This is a genomic window from Burkholderia sp. AU30198 (assembly GCF_020419825.1).
In the GTDB taxonomy this organism is placed as follows: domain Bacteria; phylum Pseudomonadota; class Gammaproteobacteria; order Burkholderiales; family Burkholderiaceae; genus Burkholderia.
The window spans coordinates 138,348-158,062 of the sequence record NZ_JAIZSA010000004.1 but is presented as its reverse complement, the minus strand read 5'-3'; the positions used below and the strand labels follow the sequence as shown (position 1 = coordinate 158,062).

Genomic DNA, 19,715 nt, shown 5'->3' with positions numbered 1-19,715 from the left:
GCACCGACCCACGCGCAGCGCCACCCGACAAAACGCCCGGCCCGACTCGTCGTCGGCGCCGGGCGTTTTTACTGCGGTGAGCACCACCGCCCAACGGAACGATGGCCCGTCCTCATCCAGACAGACGCGGCGTGCCCGTCATTCGAGCCATTTGCGCAGCGTGCCGGCAATTCTGGATCGCTCGACATACCCCAGCGCCGAAACCGCGCACATCGCGCCGACTGCCGCATACAGCAACACCATTTTCCCGTTCCCTGCGACGTCCGGCCATCCCGCGTTGGTCAGAACCGCAAGAACGATCGATCCTGCCACGCCCCCCACGATGACCACCATCGGCAAGGCCGCCTGCCGCGGCAGCCGCGCGCCTGCCCAATAGACCGGATACGAAAGCAGCATGGCCACCGGGAATGCAACCGCGAAAGCAACCACGGCGAAAACGATCGACACACTGCCGAAATCCTTGGCGGACAAAAGGCCGATGAGCAGGCCCGCCACGATCGCAGCGGTCAGACTTGCGCCAAGCCATTCAGACACTTTCATTTTTTTCTCCCGTGGTGCCCGCCGGCGATTCGGCGCCGCTTCGTCACTTTTGCCGGGCACATCCGCACGCCTGTCTCATCAAACAAAACGCCCGGCCCGACTCGTCGTCGGCACCGGGCGTTGTCCATCGCGATCACCACCTGAGCGTCAGGTCGCGAACCCGGCCATCCGCTTGCGTTCCTGCCGCAGCATCACGAAGTTCGCGATCACGACGCCGGCCGTCACCGCGACGATGAACAGCGTCGCGAGCGCGTTCATCTCCGGATTCAGGCCGAGACGCACGCGCGAGAACACCACGAGCGGCAGCGTCGTCGAGCCGGGGCCCGACAGGAACGCCGACAGCACGAGGTCGTCGATCGACAGCGTGAACGACAGCAGCCAGCCCGCGATCAGCGCCTGCGAGATCAGCGGCAGCGTGATCGTGAAGAACACCTTCAGCGGCGTCGCGCCGAGATCGAGAGCGGCTTCCTCCAGCGACGGGTTCAGCTCGCGCACGCGCGACTGCACGATGATGGCGACGTACGAGATGCACAGCATCACGTGGCCGAGCCAGATCGTGAACACGCCACGCTCGGCCGGCCAGCCGATCCACTTCGCCAGTTCGATGAACAGCAGCAGCAGCGAGATCCCCTGGATCACCTCGGGAATCACGAGCGGCGCGTTGATCATCCCGCTGAACAGCGCGAAGCCGCGGAAACGCCCCATCCGGGCAAGCACGAAGCCGGCCCAGGTGCCGATGATCACCGACGCGAACGCGGTCATCACGCCGATCTTCAGCGACAGCCACGCGGCCGTCAGCAGCTCGTCGTCCTCGACGAGCGCCGCGTACCAGCGGAACGAGAAGCCCGACCACACGGTGACGAGCTTCGACTCGTTGAACGAATAGACGATCAGGCTGACGATCGGGATATACAGGAACGCGAAGCCGGCAAACAGCGCCGCGAACTGCAGGTAACGATTCGGCTTCATCGGCGGCCTCCCTGCTCCTTCGCCTGGAAGTGCTGGAACATCGCCATCGGCACGAGCAGCAGCAGCACCATCGCGCAGGTCACGGCCGACGCCATCGGCCAGTCTGCGTTGTTGAAGAACTCATTCCACATCACGCGGCCGATCATCAGCGTGTTCGCGCCGCCGAGCAGCTCGGGAATCACGTACTCGCCCACCGCCGGGATGAACACGAGCAGGCAGCCCGCGATGATCCCGTTCTTCGACAACGGCAGCGTGATCTGCACGAACGCCTTCCACGGCTTGGCACCGAGGTCATACGCGGCTTCGAGCAGGCGCAGGTCCATCTTCACCAGGTGCGCGTACAGCGGCATCACGAGGAACGGCAGGTACGAATACACCATCCCGATGTACACCGCGTAGTTGGTGCGATACAGCTCGATCGGCGTATGGGTCAGGCCGATCCACATCAGGAAGTCGTTCAGCAGCCCGTTGTTCTTCAGGATGCCGATCCACGCGTACACGCGGATCAGGAACGACGTCCAGAACGGCAGCATCACGCCCATCATCAGCAGGTTGCGGGTCGCCGGGTTCGAGCGCGCGATGTAGTACGCCATCGGATAGCCGATCAGCAAACACAGCAGCGTCGTGATCGCGGCCACCCACACCGAGTTCACGTAGGTCGCGAAATACAGGCTGTCCGTGAACAGGAACGCGTAGTGCGACAGGTTCAGCGCGACGTGCACGACGCCGTCGGTGTACGACGCAAGCTCCGTGTACGGCGGGATGCCGAGCTGCAGCTCCGCGAAACTGATCTTGACGACCAGCACGAACGGCACGAGGAAGAACAGCACGAGCCACGTGAACGGCCCGGCGACGACCGCGGTGGCGCCCGTCAGGTTGAAGCGCCGCACCGGCCACTCGAGCAGGGACTTGAACGTGGTCATGACGTCAGCACCACGCCTGCCGTCGCGCTCCAGCGCACGTAGATTTCATCGCCGAGCGCCGGCGTGTCGAGCTCCGAGATCGCGAGGCTCGACACGTTCGCGATCACCGTCTTGCCCGCGTCGAGCTTCACGTGATACAGCGAATAGCCGCCCATGTACGCGACGTTGCTGATCCGCCCGCGCGCCCAGTTGAACGCGCCTTCGGGCGGCTTGCGCGTGAGCGCGATCCGTTCGGGGCGCACCGATACCGTGACCGGCATCCCGAGCGGGCCCGAGATCCCGTGGCTCACGTACAGCCGGCTCGGCAGCTCCGGCGATTCGATGTACACGTGGTCGGGTTCGTCCTCGACGGTCACGCCTTCGAACAGGTTCGTCGAGCCGATGAATTCGGCCGAGAAGCGGCTGTTCGGATACTCGTACACTTCGTTCGGCGAGCCGATCTGCACGATCTGCCCTTCGCTCATCACCGCGAGGCGATTCGCCATCGTCATCGCTTCTTCCTGGTCGTGCGTGACCATGATGCAGGTGACGCCGACCTTGTTCAGGATGTTGACGAGCTCGATCTGCGTGCGCTGGCGGATCTGCTTGTCGAGCGCGGACATCGGCTCGTCGAGCAGCAGCAGCTTCGGCCGCTTGACCAGCGAGCGCGCGAGCGCGACGCGCTGCTGCTGGCCGCCCGACAGCTGATGCGGCTTGCGCTTCGCGTACTTGCTCATCTGCACGAGTTCGAGCGCCGATGCGACGCGCTCCTTCAGCTCGGCCTTCGGCGTGCCTTCCTGCTTGAGGCCGAACGCGACGTTCGACTCGACCGACATGTGCGGGAACAGCGCGTACGACTGGAACATCATGTTCACGGGCCGCTTGTACGGCGGCATCTGCGCGAGGTCCTCGCCGTCGATCAGGATCTTGCCCGACGTGACCGTCTCGAGGCCCGCGAGCATCCGCAGCAACGTCGACTTGCCGCAGCCCGAGCTGCCGAGCAGCGCGAAAAGCTCGCCCTGGCGCACGGTCAGGTTGACGCTGCGCACGGCTTCGGTGTCGCCGAATTTCTTGACGACGTCGACGATCTGGACAAAGGTCTCGGCGCGCGCATCGGCGCCGGAGGAGGAAACGGAGGACGGCGCGCCCGCGACCGGCGCACCCGACTGGCTATTCATGATGTGCTGCATCTCTCCTGCGTTGAACGAACAAAGCCCCCGGGGGCACCAGGGGCTTCATGACTGCTGGGAACACCGGCTCGTGTCAGCGGCCCGACTTCAGCTCGGTCCACAGACGCGTCTGCAGACGCTGGATTTCAGGCGGCAGCGGCTTGAGCAGGAACAGCGTCTTCACGACGTCGGCCGGCGGATAGACGGCCGGGTCGTTCGCGACGTCGGGCCGCACGTACTTGCGGGCCTCGGCGTTGGCGCTCGGGTAGTACACCGCGTTCGTGATCGCCGCGTGCACCTTCGGATCCTCGATGTAGTTGATCCACTGCAGCGCGGCATCCTTGTTCTTCGCATCCTTCGGGATCGCCATCACGTCGAACCACACCGGCGCGCCGCCCTTCGGAATGTAGTACTCGACCTTGTACGGCTTCTTCGCTTCGATCGCGCGATGCTTCGCGATCACGACGTCGCCCGACCAGCCGAACGCGAAGCAGATGTCGCCGCCGACCAGGTCGTTGATGTAGCCCGACGAGTTGAATTGCGTGATGTACGGGCGGATCTTCTTCAGCACTTCCATCGCGGCCTTGTAGTCGGCCGGGTTCGTGCTCATCGGATCCTTGCCGATGTAGTGCAGCGCCGCCGCGAACATCTGGTCGGGTGCGTCGAGCACCGACACGCCGCAGGTCTTCAGCTTCGAGAGGTTTTCCGGCTTGAACAGGATGTCCCAGTTGTCGAGCGGCACCTTGCCGAGCGCCTGCTGCGCCTTGGTCAGGTTGTATGCCAGGCCGGTCGTGCCGTACGCCCACGGCACCGAGAATTTGTTGCCCGGGTCCGCACCGGCGACGAGCGCCATCAGTTGCGGATCGAGGTTCTTGAGGTTCGGCAGTTTCGACTTGTCGAGCGGCGCGAAGATGCCGGCGGCGATCTGCTTGCCCGCGTAGTTGCTGGTCGGCACGACGATGTCGTAGCCCGAGCTGCCCGTCAGCAGCTTCGCCTGCAGCGTGTCGTCGCTGTCGTAGTTGTCGTAGCGGACCTTGACGCCCGTCTGCTTCTCGAAGTTCGGGATCGTGTCCTTCGCAATGTAGTCCGACCAGTTATAGACATTGAGCTGCGTATCCTTCGCCGCTGCCGCCGATGCACCCACGCACAGCGCGAGCGCTGCGAACCGGCCCACTACCTTTGCATTCATCCCGTTCTCCCTCCGACCGGACACGTTGCCCGGCTGCCGTCTGCCTCGTCATGGCGGCGCATTCTGGCGCGCTGCCCCTCGAAAACCCCGAAAACTACCATCATTCGCGCCCCGTCACAAAAAAATCATGGCGGTGTCGCGCAAACGGAACAGATTCCCCCCGCCGGCCGGCCAGGCCGCCCGTGCGACGGGGCGTTCCCGGAGAATTCTATCGGGTAATCGGCGGCTGTCCACCGGGAAAAACAGGCGTCGGTTCGCGCGTTCGCCGGCCGGATGCGCGAGCCGCCCGGCGGCTGCGCCCGACACCCGGCCGTACTGTCCCGCCGCTGCACCCGTACGGCATGCTCGCCGCACCCGCCCGACCGACCGGCCGCGATGCATTAAAATGGCGGCTGACGATTCAACTGCGCAAACCCTTCCGATGGCCTCCAATCTCCACGACCTGCCCGACAGCCCCTGCATCGGCGTGTGCTCGACCCTCTTCGACGAAGTCTGCAAGGGCTGCGGCCGCACGGCCGCCGAAGTGTCGAACTGGGTGTTCCTGAGCGACGACGAAAAGCGCGCGATCTGGGATCGCATCTCGCGCGAAGGCACCGCGATGCGCTTCCAGTACGACAAGCTGTAAATCCGCCGCGCAAAAAAAAAGCGGCATGCCGACCGCCATGCCGCCAACCCCAACTCTGTTCTTTTCCCGCCGCGTCTAGAACTTCATCCCGACGCCCACGCCGACGATCAGCGGATCGATGTGCAGCGTGCCGATGCCCTTGTCGCCGAGCGTCGCATCGGTGCTCATCCAGATCTTCTTCACGTCGACGTTCATGAAGACCTTCTTCGTCAACTGCACGTCCACGCCGAACTGCAGCGCGGGGCCGAAGCTGCTCTTGTTGATCGACACACCCTCGCCGCCGACATTGAGCCCGTTGTTGTAGAAGTACGTGTAGTTCACGCCCGCGCCGACGTACGGACGCACCTTGCCGGCATGGTTGAAGTGATACTGCAGCAGCAGCGTCGGCGGCAGTACGCCCACGCCGCCGAGATTGCCGACGCTCGACGTCACCTGGTGCCGCGACGTGCCGAGGATCAGCTCGACGCCGAGGTAGTCGCGGATCATGTACGTGAAGTCGAGCTCGGGCACGATCGCGTTGTTCACGCCGACGTTGAGCGCGCCCAGCGTGTCGCTCGCGCGTTCGTTCGGCTGGATGCTGATCGCGCGCAGTCGAACCAGGACATCGCCCTGATTGATGCCGTCGCCCGGCGAGGCCGCGTGCGACAGCGAAGGCATCGCGGCGAAAGCGGCTGCAACGGCCGCAGCGGTGACACAAGTTCGAATCGTTTTATGCATGGTACGGACCCCCAAAGAATGGTTTCCATTCTCCCAGTAGGGTCTTTTCGTCATCTTGATATCCGTCAAGCCAGCGTAAACGTGGGACGGTTTGCCGCAGGCTCCGCGGCACCGCCCGTCAGCAGCAGGTCGAGCAGATCGCGCACGCTGCGGATCGCACGCCCGAACGGCAACGCTTCGCGGCCGCGGAAGAACAGCCCGTTCGCGACGTCGCCTCGCAGCGCGGCCGCCAGCCGCGTGTCGATGCAGAAATGGCCGAACTTCTCGATGCCGTCGCGCAGGCCGCATACGCTCAGGCATTCGAGCGCGGTCGGGCAGCGCTGCTTCAGCGCGCCGAGCTTGTTGCGGATGCGCGTTTCGTTGCGCAGGTAACGATCGAGCCACGGCGTTTTCACCGCGCGGGCGGGCAGCCCCGTCACGCTGACGAATTCGACGATGTCGTCGGGCGTCGCGTCAGCGAGCACCCGTTTGAAGTGCGGATGCGCATCGCCCTCTTCCGTCACCGCGAACGGCGTCCCCACCTGTACGCCGTTCGCGCCGGCGTCGAACGCGGCGCGCACCCTGTCGTGACTGTTGATCCCGCCCGCAACGATCAGCGGGATCGTTTCGCGCGCGAGGCCGAGCGACGCCATCACCTGGGCGGTCTCGTCGAGCACGCGCGCGAAATCGAAGCGGCCGTCGTGCATGTCGTCGATCTGCGTGACGCCGAGATGGCCGCCCGCATGCGCCGGATGCTCGATCACGATCGCGTCGGGCAGGCGCCCCTTCTTCATCCACTTCTTCAGCACCAGCGCGATCCCGCGGCTGTCCGACAGGATCGGGATCAGCGCGATGTCGTGTGCTTGCGTGAGATCGGGCAGGTCGAGCGGCAGGCCCGCGCCCATCACGATCGCATCGGCGCCCTCGTCGCATGCGACCCGCACGTAATCCGCATGCGCGCTCACGGCCTTCATCACGTTGACCGCGATCATCCCGCGCCCTTCGCTGTAAGTCTTCGCGAGGCGGATCTCGCGTGCGAGCGCCTCGAGGTTCGCGGCCTCGAGCGTCGCGCGATCGGGTTGCGCGCGGCAACGCGCGAGCAGGTCCGCATGATGGTGGCGCAGGTCGATGCTCGCGATCGTGCCGACCGCGCCTTCGCGCGCGACGCTGCCCGCGAGCCGGTGCGCGGAAATGCCGACGCCCATGCCGCCCTGCACGACAGGCAGCAAGGTGCGGCCGCGAATCGTCAGCGGCGGAAAGGAAGTGCGTACGGTCATCTGAAACCTCATCGGAACATCGGAACCGCGATGATCGACGATCCACCGACGCGCACCTTGACGACCGTCAATAAAAAAACGGCACGCGAGCGTGCCGTTTCCGGGTCAGGCCGTGAGAAACGCTCAGGCAGGCTTCGCGGGCTTGAGCTGCATCGACTTGTACTCGAGATATTCTTCGAGCCCGTACACGCCGTTCTCGCGGCCGTGCCCCGACTGCTTGTAGCCGCCGAACGGCGCGGCCATGTTCCACACGCCGCCGTTGATGTCGACCTGCCCGGTGCGGATGCGGCGCGCGATGCCCATCGCGCGTTCGTCGCTGCCGGCCCACACCGCGCCGCCGAGCCCGTACGGCGAATCGTTCGCGATTCGCACGGCCTCGTCTTCATCGCGATACGTGATGATCGACAGCACCGGCCCGAAGATCTCTTCCTGCGCGATCGTCGATTTCGGGTCGACGCGGCCGAACACGGTCGGCTTCACGAAGAAGCCCTTATCCAGCCCTTCCGGCAGGCCCGTGCCGCCCGTCACGAGTTCCGCGCCTTCGTCGATCCCGCGCTGGATGTAGTCCTGCACACGTTGCTGCTGCACCGCCGACGCAAGCGCACCGAGACGCGTCGCTTCCTGCCGCGGATCGCCGGCGACGTAGGCTTCGGCCGCCGCCTTCGCGATCGCGCGTGCTTCGTCGTAGCGCGCTTCCGGCACCAGCATGCGCGTGTGCGCCGAACAGGTCTGCCCCGCGTTCAGGTAGCACGCGTTGACCGTGCCCTTCACCGCCGTCGCGAAATCGGCATCGTCGAGGATCACCGAGGCCGACTTGCCGCCCAGCTCGAGCGCGACGCGCTTGACGCCCGCGGCCGCCAGCTCGGCCACGCGCTTGCCGGCGCGCGTCGAGCCCGTGAACGACACCATGTCGACGTCCGGATCGGTGGCCAGCACCTCGCCGACCACCGGGCCATAACCGCACACGAGGTTGAACACGCCGGCCGGCAGCCCGGCTTCGTGAATCGCCTCGGCGAGCATGAACGCGTTGAGCGGCGCGACCTCGGACGGCTTCAGGACGACCGTGCAGCCGGCCGCGAGCGCCGGCGCGACCTTCAGCGTCACCTGGTTGAGCGGGTAGTTCCACGGCGTGATCGCCGCGACGACGCCGACCGGCTCGCGCACGACGAGCGAGTTGCCGACCTGTGCCTCGAATTCGAACGACTCGGCGAGCTTCGCGTACGCCTTCCAGTTGTAGATCGGGCCGCCGACCTGGATCGCGCGCGACAGCTTGATCGGCATCCCGACTTCACCGGTGATCGACTGCGCGAGTTCCTCGCTGCGCGCCTGCAGATGCTCGACGATCTTGTGCAGGTAGCCCGCGCGCGTCGCGGCCGGCGTGGCCGCCCAGGCGTCGAAGGCTGCGCGCGCCGCGCGGATCGCGTCCTGCGCGTCGGATGCGACGCCTTCCGGAATCCGGCCGATCACGGCTTCGGTGCCCGAGTCGATCACGTCGATCGTGCCGGTGCCGGCCGGTTTGCGCCACGCGCCGTCGATATAGAACTGGTCGTAGATTTTCATCGTTTCCGCCTCCAGGAAAGCCGACATTCTAGCGAGCGTTTCGGTCGGCCGGTGTGACGATTGACAGCCAATAGAAAGGTCTTTAGCCTCGGCGCCTCATTCATCATAAGAAAGGAGAATGCCTTGAGCATCCTGACCAAAATCGAGGGCGGCTATCTTCAGGTACTGCGCGTGATCGTGCTGTTGTTCGCGACCGCGGTCCTGATCGGCGGGGTCATATTCGGCGCGGTCGCACTCGATGCGCGCCTGTCGAAACCGCCGAAGGTCGATTCGGCCATCCAGGTCGATCCTGCATCGTTCGCGTGGGAGAACGATGCACCCGCCAAGGCTACGCCGGCTGCCAACGGCGCCGCGGCGAAGGACGACAGCGCGTCGCCCGCGCTGCGTCTGTCGACGCAACTGTCCGGCATCGTGCAGAAGCACGGCCGCACGGCCCTGTCGTCGGACTACGCGGTCGATCGCGACGCGTACGAGCCGTCGTTCCAGCGCGTGCTCGGCGACGACGACCATCCGGACGTCGCGTACTACGAGCAGCAGATCGCGTATCTCGACAAGGTGCTGTCGCGTGCGGACGTCGCAGCCAGCGTCAAGAAGAAGGTCACCGGGCACGGCGACGAATATGCGCGCGAGCAGGCGTACACCGACGTCGTGTCGGCGGTCATGCGCGACTTCTCCGAGCGCTACGACGCACGCCGGACCGCGATCGACAACGAGAAGAAGGCCGCGGAAGAAACGGCTGCCGAGAACGGCCAGACCGCGCGCTATGCCGGCGTCGCCGCACTCGTCGCGCTGTATTCGTTCGTGTCGCTCGCGGTGCTGATCATCCTGATCCGCGTCGAGCGCAGCATCCGCTCGATCGCGCGCGCCACGCACACGACGACCTGAGTTCGCTTCCCCGTCAGCCCGCGCACCGGGCTGCGGCGGGCCCGGCACCGGGCCCGCTTCCCGGCACACATGGCCGGTCGCCGGCCGCCTCTTCCCGCCTGATTCCCCACGCGCTCGCGCACTTTCCGTTCCCGCTGCACCCTCACTCTGCCGTCGGCCCTCCATGCCGGCGCAGCGTCCGTTTCGCCGCCGCCATCTCAGCATCCGCCCGGGTGCGCGGCCGGGCCCGCATCGTGCTATGTTTTTATTATCGGCACCGGCTCACTGCAACCGGCGCCGCCCGGAATCGACGTATTTCGTGAGCGCTGCCATGTCCGACGCATCCCATATCCTCGGCTCGCAAGACCGCCTCGAGCTGCTTTGCTGGCTCACCTGCGGCAACCTCGGCGCGTTTTACCTCAACGAATCGTGGCCGGACGCCACGTTCCAGGTCCAGGCCGCACACCGCTGGCTCGACCGTCATCACCGTCAGGCCGACTGGCTCGTGATCGCCAGGCTCGCGGCGCTCGCGCAGGACATCGCGAAGCGGCATGCCGGGTTCGTCGATGCGTCGTGGGCGCGCGACGCGGTCGAGGAAATCGTCGATACCGACGATCTCGACTATCGGGCGAAACTCGTGCAATGGGTGTACGAAGACTGCTGCAAGGCGCTCGCCGACAAGCGGCTGGCCGATTGAGTCCATGCGTGCGGGCCGCGGCATCGCGCGGCCGCCCGTCTTTTCGTCGATGATTTGCGCGTGGCAGCCGGAATGACCTGAGCAGGTCCGTCGCGCACCCCGCACCGCCACACGCCGGGAAACTTACAGCAGCGACTTCGCCTGCGTCAGCACCTTGTCGCAGATCTGCTTGGTCACCTGCTGCTTCAGGCCGCCACCGCTCAGGTCGAGCTTGCTGCCGTTGCCGGCGTCGAGGACCCCGCTCGCGCCGCTGGTATAGCCGCTGTCGGACGACGCGTTGCCGCCGAGCTTGCCCATCAGCGCGTCCTTCACCGACGACGCGCCGCCGGACGCCCCGCCGAGATAGTTGTTCTGGATGCAGAACTGCAGCAGCCCCGCGACGTTGCCGGTGCTGCCCGGCATCAGCGACGAACCGCCACCGCCCGTCAATGCACCGCCGAGGCCGCCGAGGTTGCCGAGCGCTCCGCCTGCGCCGCTGCCTGAATCGCCACCGCCGCCGACCTGCTTCAGGACGTCGCCAAGTTGTGCATGCGCCACCGAAAACGGCGCGAGCAATCCGATCAGCGCGCCGGCAACGGTCGCGCGGTATAGACGTGCATTCATGTGAAGCCTCCCGGTTGTGACTGCGTGAGTACCGCGAATCGAATCCAAGGATACTCAATCAACCGGTGCATGACAGCCTTCCGATGCGGCCCGAAACGTCAGGCATCGTGATATCGCCACAATTTGACAAAGCTTGACGTCACGCGTCGGCTCACCGGCCCGTCATTCGCGCCGCACGCGTCGCAGCCAGTCGCCCGGCGCGCGCATGCGCGCCGCTATGCATCCGCCGCACGCGCTCCCCGCCATGAAGCGGCAACGGAAACGAGTGCCAGCATCACGCCGATCGACGCGAACGGCATGGCTGGATGCAGCTCGTACAGCATCGCGCCGGCCAGCGGCCCGATCACCATGCTGAGCCCCTGGGCCATCGACATCGCCCCCGCGCAGGCAGCCTGCTCGTGCGGCGCCCCCCGTGCGCTCGCCAGCGCCGCCACGGCCGGAAACGCCGCGCCCATCCCGCATGCCGCGACGAGATAGCTCGCACACAGCGCCAGCGGCTGCGACGCATGGACCATCAGCACCGATGCGAATCCGGCGCCGCCCGCGAGCGCGCCCCAACGCAGCCACTGCGCCGGCGCAACCGACCGGAAACGCCCGACCAGCGCCTGCGTCACGATCAGCCCGAGGCCCGCGCTGCCGAGCGCATACCCGGTCATGAGCGGCGCGGCCTGCGCACTCACGACCAGGCGGTCGATCACGTAAAACCCGAGGGCGCTGTTCGCGATCATCACGGCGCTGTAAAGCGCCAGCGCGCTGAACCAGGGCAGCCGCAGGCGCGGCTCGGTCGGCTTCAGGCGAGGCGGCGCCTGTCGCGCCGCGCCCTCGCGGCCATCGCGCAGGCTGCGCAACCCGGCCAGCCCGGCGAGCGGCAACACCGCGAACACGGCCAGCGCAAGCGTCATGTCGTACCCGGCGATCCAGCCCGCGAGCGGCGGTGCGACCACCATCCCGACGGCGCCCGCGGCACCGAACCGGGCGATCGCCGCCGCGCGTCCCGCCACGGCCGTGCGATCCGCGATCCACGCGGTCGCGGCGACCGGCAAGCCCGCGTAGCAACCGCCCATCGCCGCACGCGTGACGAGCAGTGCGACGAAGCCGATCCAGACGGCCGGCACAGCCGTGCCGCCGTCGCGCAGCGCCCAGCCGACGTACGCCGTCAGCAGCAACGAACTCGCGATGAAGCCGCCGATCGCCGCGCGCATGGCCGGCAGCCGTCCGCGCAGATCCGCGACCCGCGCCCAGCGCGGCGCGACCAGCATCCACACGAGCCCGACGATGCCGATGATCGCGCCGACGTGCAGCGGTTCGAGGTGCATGCGCCGGGCCATCGGGCCCGCGATCGTGACGAACGCATAGGTTCCCGCCACCATCGCGAAGTTCGCGAGCAGCAGCGGCAAAAATGACGCGCCGGCATCGGCAGGCGCGTTCAGGGTGTCAGCGGAAGGGGTCGACATGATTCGTTCGTGTTGGAGTCGTGTTGGAGAAATGAAAGAGGCCGGCCGGTGCCGGCCACGGTCAGCCCGCTCGCGCGAGCAGGCGGTTGCGCGCATGCAGCAACGCATCTGCGGTCGCGTCCCAGCCGATGCACGGATCGGTCACCGAGCAGCCGTAGCGCAGCGCGCCGCCGAGCGGCTGCGCGCCCGTCTCGATGAAGCTTTCGAGCATCACGCCGCGAATCGCGTCGTCGCCCGCGCGCATCTGCTCGACGACATCGTCGAGCACCGCCAGTTGCCGCATCGCCTGCTTCCCGCAGTTCGCATGCGAGCAATCGATCAGCACGTTCGCGGGCAAGCGGCTGGCCCGCAACGCGTCTGCCGCGGCCGCGACCGATGCCGTGTCGTAGTTGGGTCCGTGCCGGCCGCCGCGCAGCACGAGATGCGCATGCGGATTGCCCGCGCTGTGCAGCAGCGCGGGACGGCCGGCCCCGTCGATCCCGATGAACGTGTGCGGCCGCATGCTGGCCAGCATCGCGTGAGCCGCGACGTCGATCTGGCCGTCCGTCCCGTTCTTGAAACCGACCGGCATCGGCAGACCCGACGCCATCTCGCGGTGGATCTGCGACTCGGTCGTACGGGCGCCGACCGCCACCCAGCTCACCAGGTCGCCCAGATAATGCGGCGCCATCACGTCGAGCGCTTCGGTCGCGGCCGGCAACCCGATCGCATTGATGTCGGCGAGCAGCTGCCGCGCGGTGCGCAGGCCGTCCTCGATACGATGGCTGCCGTCGAGCCCCGGATCGTTGATCAGCCCTTTCCACCCGACCGTCGTGCGCGGCTTCTCGAAGTAGACGCGCATGACGATGCAGAACGTGTCCCGCACCGCATGCGCGAGCGTGGCAAGCCGCCGCGCGTAGTCGAGCGCCGCGCCGGGATCGTGGATCGAGCATGGACCGACGACGACGATCCGGCGCGCATCGCGCCGCTCGAGGATCGCCCGCAACTGCGCGCGCCCCGTGTCGTCGGTCGCCCGCGCGGCGAACGAGGCCGGCACGTCGCGGCGCAGCGTTTCGGGTGACGGCAGCGGCGCGCCGACGCGCAGCCGCTCGTCTTGACGGGGCTGCGCGAATGCGCCCGCCGCACCCTGTTCGGTAGTGGCAGTGAGATGTTTCATGGCCAGGGCTCCGAAAACCGTTCGCGCGTCATACGCCGAGCGTCGCGCCGCCGTCCACGCACAGCGTGTGCAGCGTCACGTGACGCGACGCGTCGGACAGCAGGAACAGCACGGCTTCGGCGATATCGCCGGGGGTCGCGATGCGGCCGAGCGGAATGCCGTTCCGGTAACTGTCGAGCGCTCCCGCAATGACGCCTGCCGGGCCTTCCGGGCCATGCCAGAGCTGGCGCTGCATCGGCGTGTCGGTCGATCCCGGCGCGACGATGTTGCAGCGAATGCCGTGACCGGCCAGTTCGAGGCCGAGGCAACGGGTGAACTGATGGGCCGCCGCCTTCGATGCCGCATACGCCGCCATCTGCGTGCGCGGCACGAGCGCCGCGTTCGATCCGACGGTCACGATGGCGCCCGCCCGGCGCGCGATCATCAGCGGCGCGACCGCGCGCGACAGATGAAACACGCCGTCGGCATTGACCGCGAAGCAATGCGCCCAGTCATCGTCCGTCAGCGACGCCGCGCTTGAAAGCCGCAGCACGCCCGCAACGTTGGCAAGCATGCCGATCGGACCGACAGAGGATTCCACCCGTTCGACGGCCACCTGCACCGCACGCGCGTCCGCGACGTCCACCGAAAACGCGTGCACGCGCCCAGGCGTCGGCGGGCTGTCGGCGATCGTGCGCGCCAGCGCGTCGCCATCCATGTCGAAGGCACCCACGTCCACGCCGTGCGTGGCAAGCGCGCGCACGACCGCGGCGCCGATGCCACGCGCCGCACCGGTCACGACGGCGATACCTGCCGGGAAAGTCAGGTTCGGATTGCTGTTCATCGATTCGAATTCCGTGATTGAAGATCCGGGCCCGCCGTTGCGGCGAGCCGTTCGGTGAGGACGGCGCCGATCGCCGCCATCGGTTCGGGGTCCGACATGCCGTCGTGCGAGCAGTCGAGCGCATGGCAGGTCAGCGTCCCCGAAGGCCGATGCGCATGCCAGCTCTCGGGCGTCGGTATGCCCTGCCGCTTGCGGGTCGCGTTGAAGAGCAGCAGTTCGCCGTCGTAGCGCGGCGTCGATGCCGCGCGAAACAGGCGCATCTGCCGCAGCGTCGCCGCGACGAACGCATCGAGGCCGGCGCCGCCGAGCGCCGCGAACGGGCTGTTCGCGCGCAGCAGGCGTTGTCGCAGCACGGTGTCGGACAGGTCGGCCGTGTCGAAATCGCCGTTGACCGTCAGCAGGATCCGCAACGCGTCGCCGCAGGCCGGCATCGGCTGCGCCGTCCATGCCGACGACGGATAGCTGTCCATCAGCGCGAGCGTGCCGACCGCGTCGCCGTCGCGCGCCAGCGCCGCCGCGACGCCATACGCGAGCGCGCCGCCGAGCGACCAGCCCAGCAGGTGATACGGCCCGTCGGGCTGCAATGCCCGTACGCGCCGCACATAGGTATGCACGAGTGCGTCGAAATCAGCTGCATCGCGCGTGTCGTCGACCGAAAGCTGCAACCCGTCGATCGTCGCGTCGGGCAGATAGGCGGCAAGTCGCAGGTAACTCCACGCGAGGCCGTCGGCCGGATGAATGCAGATGAGCCGCGGCGCAGCGCCCGAGCCCGACTGGATCGCCAGGTGCGGCGCGAACGCGTTGCGCTCGGTGCGCGGCCGGTACGCCAGCGGCGTGCGCAATGCGGCTGTCAGCATCGCGATCGTCGGATGCCGGAACAGCATCGAGACGGGCACGTCGCGCCCGAGTTCCGCCGCGAGCCTCGCGCTCGCCTGCATCGCCTGCAGCGACTTGCCGCCGATGTCGAAGAAATTGGTGGCCGGCGTCAGCGCGACCTCGCCGAGCACGTTCCGCCACACGGCCATCACCTGCCGCTCCAGCGCGCCGGCGCGCGGATCGTCGGCCGCCTCGTCACGCCGCACATCGGCGCGCTGCAGCGCGTTGCGATCGATCTTGCCGTTCGCGTTGCGCGGCAGCCGTTCGAGCACGTGCCAGCGGTCCGGAATCGCAGCCGCCGGCAGCCGCTGCGCCAGTTGCATGCGCAACGCCGCAGGCTCGGCCGGCCCGGCGACGAACGCCACGAGCGTCACCGCGCCTGCACCGCTGCGGGATGCGACGACCGCCGCCTCGCGCACGTCCGGTTCGCGCAGCAGCGCGTCCTCGATCTCGCGCGGGTCGATGCGCACGCCGCTGATCTTCACTTCGTGATCGATCCGGCCGTCGAAATACAGCCGGCCGTCGCGCAGCGTCGCGAGATCGCCGGTACGGTACGCACGCTGCCCGCCGCGCGGCAACGTGACGAAACGTTCCGCCGTCAGCGCGGGATTGCCGGCATACGCGAGCGCCAGCCCGTCGCCGCACAGCACCAGTTCGCCGGTGCGTCCCGCGGCGACCGGGTACGCGCGCTCGTCGACGATGCACGCGTCGACACCCGCACGCGGCGTACCGATCGGCACCGGCTCGCCCTCCTGCCAGACTGCCTGCGGGCCACCGACGCACGCCGCGGTCGCGATGATCGTCGCCTCGGTCGGTCCGTAGGTATTGAGCAGCACCCGGTCCGGCAGGTGCGCACGCCATTGCCGGATCCGCTCCGGCAACGCGGCCTCGCCGCCGATGATCGTCAGACGCACGCGTTCGAGGCGCCGCGCATGGCGTGCGTCGATCGCATGCGCGAGCACGTGCCAGTAGGCGGTCGGCAGGTCGAGCACGGTGATGCCGCGCCGCTCGACTTCGGCCGTGAACGTATCGACCGAATCGAGCATCGCATCGTCCCGCAGCACGAGCGTCGCGCCGTGGCACAGCGTGGCGAAGACTTCCTCGAAGCTCGCGTCGAAATGCAGCGGTGCGAACTGCAGCACGCGATCGCGCGGCCCGATGGCGTACAGGTCGCGCGTGCTCGCGACGAACTGGCCGAGCGCGCCGCGTCCGGTCAGCACGCCGTTCGGGCGCCCGGTCGATCCCGACGTGTACAGCAGATACGCGTCCAGCGAATCCGGCACCGGTTCGTCGCCGACTGGCGCATGCCGCGTCGCCGGCACGCGCGCCGCGTCGAGATCGAACACCGGGCACGCGCCCGCACATGCGCGGTGCGCGCCGCGCGTGACGACGATCGCCGGCGACGCGTCCGCGAGCATCGCAGCCGTGCGTTGCGGCGGCCCGTCCGGGTCGAGCGGCACGATGACGGCGCCCAGCTTCAGGACGGCCAGCATGGCAGCGATCACGTCCGGCGCACGCGGCGCCGCGAACGCGACGCGCGTCTGCTGCGTCACGCCACGCCGGGCGAGCGCGTCCGCCAACGCCGCGGTGTCGGCGAGCAACGTGCGATAGTCGACGCGACGCTCCCCGGCTTCGATCGCCGTATGCGCAGGCGCGCCGCGTGCCGCGCGTTCAATCAGCGCGATCACGTCGTCGTGCGGCCCGGGGAGCGGCGCGCCACGCACGATCGACGGCGGCGGCATGTCGTCGAGCAGGCGCGCGACCGGTTCGTCGGCCGCGCACGCGGCGAACGTGTCGAGCCAGTCCACGAAGCTTTGCGCGTGCGCCGCCAGCGTGTCGGCATCGTACGCATTCGGATTGGCCTCGAGCGTCAGATGCCACGCGCCGCCGCGCACGGCGAGCGTCACGTTCAGGTCCTTCACCGGCCCGCCGCTCACCGCGCGCGTCTCGCTCGCCAGCCCGCGAAACGCGACCTGCCGTTCGAACGGCATCACGTTGACGGCCTGGTTGAACAGGAACACGTTGCGCTCGAGCAGGCCCAGATCGCCGCGAATCCAGCCGTACCGGTAATACAGGTGCGGCCGGATCGCGCGCAACTGATCCGAACACGCACGCGCGAGATCGCGCGGCGAATGGCCTGCGTCGACATGCACGCGAAACGGCACGATATTCATCGCCATGCACGGCACGCCGAGCGCTGGCGTGCCGAGCCGGTTCATCACCGGCAACCCGAGCGTCAGGTCGCGCTGCCCGCCCTGTCTGGCGAGCCAGATCCCGGTCGCGCACAGCAGCCACGCGTTCCAGTCGACGCCCGCCTGCCCCGCGGCATCCCTGAGCCGCGCGAGCCGGGCGCCGTCGACCACGCGCGTGGCCCGCGACGCATCAGGCGCCACGTCCTGCTTCGGCGCGAGCGCGAGCGGCGCGGGCAGGTCGCGCAGGTATCTGCTCCAGAACGCGCGATCGGCTTCGAAGCCGCCGTTCGCGCGATAACTCGTCTCGGCTTCGACCACGCGATCCACACGCCAGTCGGGCAACGTCGGCACGGGCGCATGGCCGACACGCGCGTTGTAGCGTGCCGCGACGGCTTGCTGCAGGAGCCCGTAGCCGAAGCCGTCCAGCACGATGTGATGGACCTGCAGATACCACCAGTGCCGCGTCGGCGAGAGCCGCAGCAGCGCCGTGCGATACAGCGGATCGGACGTGACATCGCAGCACACCGCCAGCGAGGCCTTCATCCAGTCCCGCGCCGCCTGCTCGGGATCCGCCTGCCTCGACAGGTCGACGAGCGGCAGCCGCGTGGCCGCCGCGCGGCGATGTTGCCAGAGCGTATCGTCGGCCCACGCAAAACGCATGTGCAGCGCGTCGGCATGATCGAGCACCGCCTCGACGCTCCCGGTGAGCGCATCGACGTCGAGCGCGCCGTCAAGTTCGATGGTTTCGGCTGTCAGGTAGCCCGGATCGTCGGGATCGACCTGTTGCGCGACCCAGATTCCGTATTGCGCGGATGTCGCGCGTATCGGCCGTTCTATCGGTCTTTCTTCGAGTTGCATGAATGGAGAGTTATCGCGAATAAGCGTTGAACCGGAAATGCACGCCGTCAGTCGGCCTGCTGCCACGCAATCACCAGTTCGCGATTGCGCGACATCAGAACCAGGTGCTCGTCCATCACGTACTGGATCTGCGCAAGCTTGTCGGCCGTATCGGCTTCGCAGCGCATCCGCAACCGATCGTCGGTCCGCTGCATCCGGCAGGTGCCGTACGGGAAGTCGACGGTCGCACGGTGCTCGTCGAACACGACGGGTACCTTGATCGCGTAGTGCTTGCACAGCTTGAACAGCACGCGATCGGCCTGCGCCAGCGTGACTTCCGCCGTGCTGGCGAACGGCGCCGGACGGATGCCGGGCATGTCGTGCCCGGTCATGCGGGCACCTGCGCGGTGCGTTGCAGCAGGCGCGTCCACGCTTCCAGCGTCGGCTGTTCGGCGAGCTGCACGAACGTGACGTCGTGCCCGCCGGCTCGCCACTGCTCGACGAACGTCATCATGCGAATCGAATCGACACCGCAATCGACGAGGTTGGCGTCCGCGCTCAGCGTCGCGGCCGGAATGCGCAGGCTTTCGGCGACCAGCCGCGCGATGTCGTCGAGGGTCGGCGTCGCGAGATCGTCATGGGTGGCGCTGACGAGCGTGTCGACCGACACGACGCTGCCGCAGCGTCCCGCGACGTACTCGAGCGCCATCCGATGCTCGCGCTCCGAGAAGTCCGCAAGCGCATCGCCGACGAAAAACGGCTGGATGTCGCGCATGAATGCGTCGCACGCAGTCATCAGGCAGCCGATGTGTGCGTAGATCCCGCAGATTGCAAGCTGGTCGCGCCCCTGTGCGCGCAGCCGGGTATCGAGATCCGAGCGCCGGAATGCGCTGTAGCGCCATTTGTCGAGCACCGTGTCGCCGGATACCGGTGCGACGATCTCGCTGATCGCCGCGCGCGCCGGCTGCGCAGTCAGTCCCGGGCCCCACATGTCGGTCAGCAGCGCGCGATCCGCCGGCGCCTGGGTCGCCGGCTGCGCGGTGTAGTAAACGGGCATCCCCATCGCATGCGCGAAATCGATCAGGCGCCGCACGCCGGTCAGCAACGACGGCACCGGCGCCGCGCCGCGATCGTAGAAGTCGAGGAAATAGTCCTGCATGTCGTGCACGAGCAGCGCCGCGCGGCGCGGCTCGAACGGCCAGGCCACGCGGTTGGCCGGCAGGTCTGCCGGCATCGGATAGGAAGCGATTTTCGGAATGGCCATGTTGGAATGCGTCGTGAAGCGT

General features: G+C 67.6%; 18 protein-coding genes. 3 read left to right on the top strand and 15 right to left on the bottom strand.

Going from position 1 to position 19,715, the window contains the following annotated elements:
• Nucleotides 1-138: 138 nt before the first annotated feature.
• From LGN19_RS11710 to LGN19_RS11690, 5 genes are all read right to left on the bottom strand, one after another.
• Nucleotides 139-540: a hypothetical protein gene (locus LGN19_RS11710; protein WP_226214762.1), complete on the bottom strand. Its 402-nt coding sequence runs from the start codon at nt 538-540 to the stop codon at nt 139-141.
• Nucleotides 541-687: 147 nt separating this feature from the next.
• Nucleotides 688-1,509 (bottom strand): ABC transporter permease subunit, encoded by an 822-nt coding sequence (locus tag LGN19_RS11705; RefSeq protein WP_122945498.1) that lies wholly within the window; start codon nt 1,507-1,509, stop codon nt 688-690.
• A complete protein-coding gene (locus LGN19_RS11700; RefSeq protein WP_174959360.1) occupies nt 1,506-2,432 on the bottom strand; it encodes an ABC transporter permease subunit in 927 nt (308 codons plus the stop codon). The genes LGN19_RS11705 and LGN19_RS11700 overlap by 4 nt, the downstream gene beginning before the upstream one ends.
• Nucleotides 2,429-3,589 carry an ABC transporter ATP-binding protein gene (locus LGN19_RS11695; RefSeq protein WP_122946686.1) on the bottom strand — a complete coding sequence of 387 codons (1,161 nt, stop codon included), beginning with the start codon at nt 3,587-3,589 and terminating at the stop codon, nt 2,429-2,431. The genes LGN19_RS11700 and LGN19_RS11695 overlap by 4 nt, the downstream gene beginning before the upstream one ends.
• Nucleotides 3,590-3,674: 85 nt before the next feature.
• On the bottom strand, nt 3,675-4,769 hold the full coding sequence (locus LGN19_RS11690) for a polyamine ABC transporter substrate-binding protein (RefSeq protein WP_226214761.1): 1,095 nt from the start codon (nt 4,767-4,769) through the stop codon (nt 3,675-3,677).
• Between the two features lie 421 nt (nt 4,770-5,190).
• Between LGN19_RS11690 and LGN19_RS11685 the strand changes: the two genes are divergently transcribed.
• The gene (locus LGN19_RS11685; protein WP_122945501.1) at nt 5,191-5,394 is read left to right on the top strand and encodes a DUF1289 domain-containing protein; all 204 of its coding nucleotides are present in this window, start codon (nt 5,191-5,193) and stop codon (nt 5,392-5,394) included.
• 75 nt (nt 5,395-5,469) lie between these two features.
• On the opposite strand, the gene LGN19_RS11680 is transcribed toward LGN19_RS11685, so the two are convergent.
• The 3 genes from LGN19_RS11680 to LGN19_RS11670 form a co-directional block, all read right to left on the bottom strand.
• Nucleotides 5,470-6,111, bottom strand: coding sequence for an OmpW/AlkL family protein (locus LGN19_RS11680; RefSeq protein WP_226214760.1), 642 nt, complete (start codon nt 6,109-6,111; stop codon nt 5,470-5,472).
• Nucleotides 6,112-6,176: 65 nt separating this feature from the next.
• Complete coding sequence (locus tag LGN19_RS11675; RefSeq protein ID WP_226214758.1) at nt 6,177-7,367, bottom strand: NAD(P)H-dependent flavin oxidoreductase; 1,191 nt, start codon at nt 7,365-7,367, stop codon at nt 6,177-6,179.
• A gap of 123 nt (nt 7,368-7,490) precedes the next feature.
• Nucleotides 7,491-8,927 carry an aldehyde dehydrogenase family protein gene (locus LGN19_RS11670; RefSeq protein ID WP_226214756.1) on the bottom strand — a complete coding sequence of 479 codons (1,437 nt, stop codon included), beginning with the start codon at nt 8,925-8,927 and terminating at the stop codon, nt 7,491-7,493.
• Nucleotides 8,928-9,050: 123 nt separating this feature from the next.
• Between LGN19_RS11670 and LGN19_RS11665 the strand changes: the two genes are divergently transcribed.
• Nucleotides 9,051-9,812, top strand: a complete 762-nt coding sequence (locus tag LGN19_RS11665) for a hypothetical protein (RefSeq protein ID WP_226214754.1) — start codon at nt 9,051-9,053, stop codon at nt 9,810-9,812.
• A 310-nt stretch (nt 9,813-10,122) separates the two neighbouring features.
• The gene (locus LGN19_RS11660) at nt 10,123-10,488 is read left to right on the top strand and encodes a hypothetical protein (protein WP_122945505.1); all 366 of its coding nucleotides are present in this window, start codon (nt 10,123-10,125) and stop codon (nt 10,486-10,488) included.
• A gap of 123 nt (nt 10,489-10,611) precedes the next feature.
• Here LGN19_RS11660 and LGN19_RS11655 read toward each other — a convergent pair whose 3' ends face one another.
• The 7 genes from LGN19_RS11655 to LGN19_RS11625 form a co-directional block, all read right to left on the bottom strand.
• On the bottom strand, nt 10,612-11,091 hold the full coding sequence (locus LGN19_RS11655; RefSeq protein WP_122945506.1) for a DUF2501 domain-containing protein: 480 nt from the start codon (nt 11,089-11,091) through the stop codon (nt 10,612-10,614).
• A gap of 215 nt (nt 11,092-11,306) precedes the next feature.
• On the bottom strand, nt 11,307-12,545 hold the full coding sequence (locus LGN19_RS11650) for an MFS transporter (RefSeq protein WP_226214752.1): 1,239 nt from the start codon (nt 12,543-12,545) through the stop codon (nt 11,307-11,309).
• Between the two features lie 61 nt (nt 12,546-12,606).
• Nucleotides 12,607-13,701 (bottom strand): 3-deoxy-7-phosphoheptulonate synthase, encoded by a 1,095-nt coding sequence (locus LGN19_RS11645; RefSeq protein ID WP_226214750.1) that lies wholly within the window; start codon nt 13,699-13,701, stop codon nt 12,607-12,609.
• A 28-nt stretch (nt 13,702-13,729) separates the two neighbouring features.
• Entirely contained in the window at nt 13,730-14,524 is a 795-nt protein-coding gene (locus LGN19_RS11640; RefSeq protein ID WP_174959348.1) for a 2,3-dihydro-2,3-dihydroxybenzoate dehydrogenase, read from the bottom strand.
• Nucleotides 14,521-18,450, bottom strand: coding sequence for a non-ribosomal peptide synthetase (locus LGN19_RS11635; RefSeq protein WP_226214746.1), 3,930 nt, complete (start codon nt 18,448-18,450; stop codon nt 14,521-14,523). The genes LGN19_RS11640 and LGN19_RS11635 overlap by 4 nt, the downstream gene beginning before the upstream one ends.
• A 47-nt stretch (nt 18,451-18,497) precedes the next feature.
• Nucleotides 18,498-18,821 (bottom strand): DUF2218 domain-containing protein, encoded by a 324-nt coding sequence (locus tag LGN19_RS11630; RefSeq protein ID WP_226214744.1) that lies wholly within the window; start codon nt 18,819-18,821, stop codon nt 18,498-18,500.
• Complete coding sequence (locus LGN19_RS11625) at nt 18,818-19,693, bottom strand: isochorismatase family protein (protein WP_226214742.1); 876 nt, start codon at nt 19,691-19,693, stop codon at nt 18,818-18,820. The genes LGN19_RS11630 and LGN19_RS11625 overlap by 4 nt, the downstream gene beginning before the upstream one ends.
• Between the last annotated feature and the right edge of the window lie 22 nt (nt 19,694-19,715).

Excerpts from the sequence above, each read along its gene's own strand:
- LGN19_RS11685 (WP_122945501.1), top strand. The coding sequence starts at position 5,191 with ATGGCCTCCAATCTCCACGACCTGCCCGACAGCCCCTGCATCGGCGTG.
- LGN19_RS11660 (WP_122945505.1), top strand. The coding sequence starts at position 10,123 with ATGTCCGACGCATCCCATATCCTCGGCTCGCAAGACCGCCTCGAGCTG.
- LGN19_RS11625 (WP_226214742.1), bottom strand. The coding sequence starts at position 19,693 with ATGGCCATTCCGAAAATCGCTTCCTATCCGATGCCGGCAGACCTGCCG.
- LGN19_RS11670 (WP_226214756.1), bottom strand. The coding sequence starts at position 8,927 with ATGAAAATCTACGACCAGTTCTATATCGACGGCGCGTGGCGCAAACCG.
- LGN19_RS11675 (WP_226214758.1), bottom strand. The coding sequence starts at position 7,367 with ATGACCGTACGCACTTCCTTTCCGCCGCTGACGATTCGCGGCCGCACC.
- LGN19_RS11630 (WP_226214744.1), bottom strand. The coding sequence starts at position 18,821 with ATGACCGGGCACGACATGCCCGGCATCCGTCCGGCGCCGTTCGCCAGC.
- LGN19_RS11680 (WP_226214760.1), bottom strand. The coding sequence starts at position 6,111 with ATGCATAAAACGATTCGAACTTGTGTCACCGCTGCGGCCGTTGCAGCC.
- LGN19_RS11695 (WP_122946686.1), bottom strand. The coding sequence starts at position 3,589 with ATGAATAGCCAGTCGGGTGCGCCGGTCGCGGGCGCGCCGTCCTCCGTT.
- LGN19_RS11655 (WP_122945506.1), bottom strand. The coding sequence starts at position 11,091 with ATGAATGCACGTCTATACCGCGCGACCGTTGCCGGCGCGCTGATCGGA.
- LGN19_RS11635 (WP_226214746.1), bottom strand. The coding sequence starts at position 18,450 with ATGCAACTCGAAGAAAGACCGATAGAACGGCCGATACGCGCGACATCC.
- LGN19_RS11700 (WP_174959360.1), bottom strand. The coding sequence starts at position 2,432 with ATGACCACGTTCAAGTCCCTGCTCGAGTGGCCGGTGCGGCGCTTCAAC.
- LGN19_RS11690 (WP_226214761.1), bottom strand. The coding sequence starts at position 4,769 with ATGAATGCAAAGGTAGTGGGCCGGTTCGCAGCGCTCGCGCTGTGCGTG.
- LGN19_RS11650 (WP_226214752.1), bottom strand. The coding sequence starts at position 12,545 with ATGTCGACCCCTTCCGCTGACACCCTGAACGCGCCTGCCGATGCCGGC.
- LGN19_RS11645 (WP_226214750.1), bottom strand. The coding sequence starts at position 13,701 with ATGAAACATCTCACTGCCACTACCGAACAGGGTGCGGCGGGCGCATTC.
- LGN19_RS11640 (WP_174959348.1), bottom strand. The coding sequence starts at position 14,524 with ATGAACAGCAATCCGAACCTGACTTTCCCGGCAGGTATCGCCGTCGTG.
- LGN19_RS11710 (WP_226214762.1), bottom strand. The coding sequence starts at position 540 with ATGAAAGTGTCTGAATGGCTTGGCGCAAGTCTGACCGCTGCGATCGTG.
- LGN19_RS11705 (WP_122945498.1), bottom strand. The coding sequence starts at position 1,509 with ATGAAGCCGAATCGTTACCTGCAGTTCGCGGCGCTGTTTGCCGGCTTC.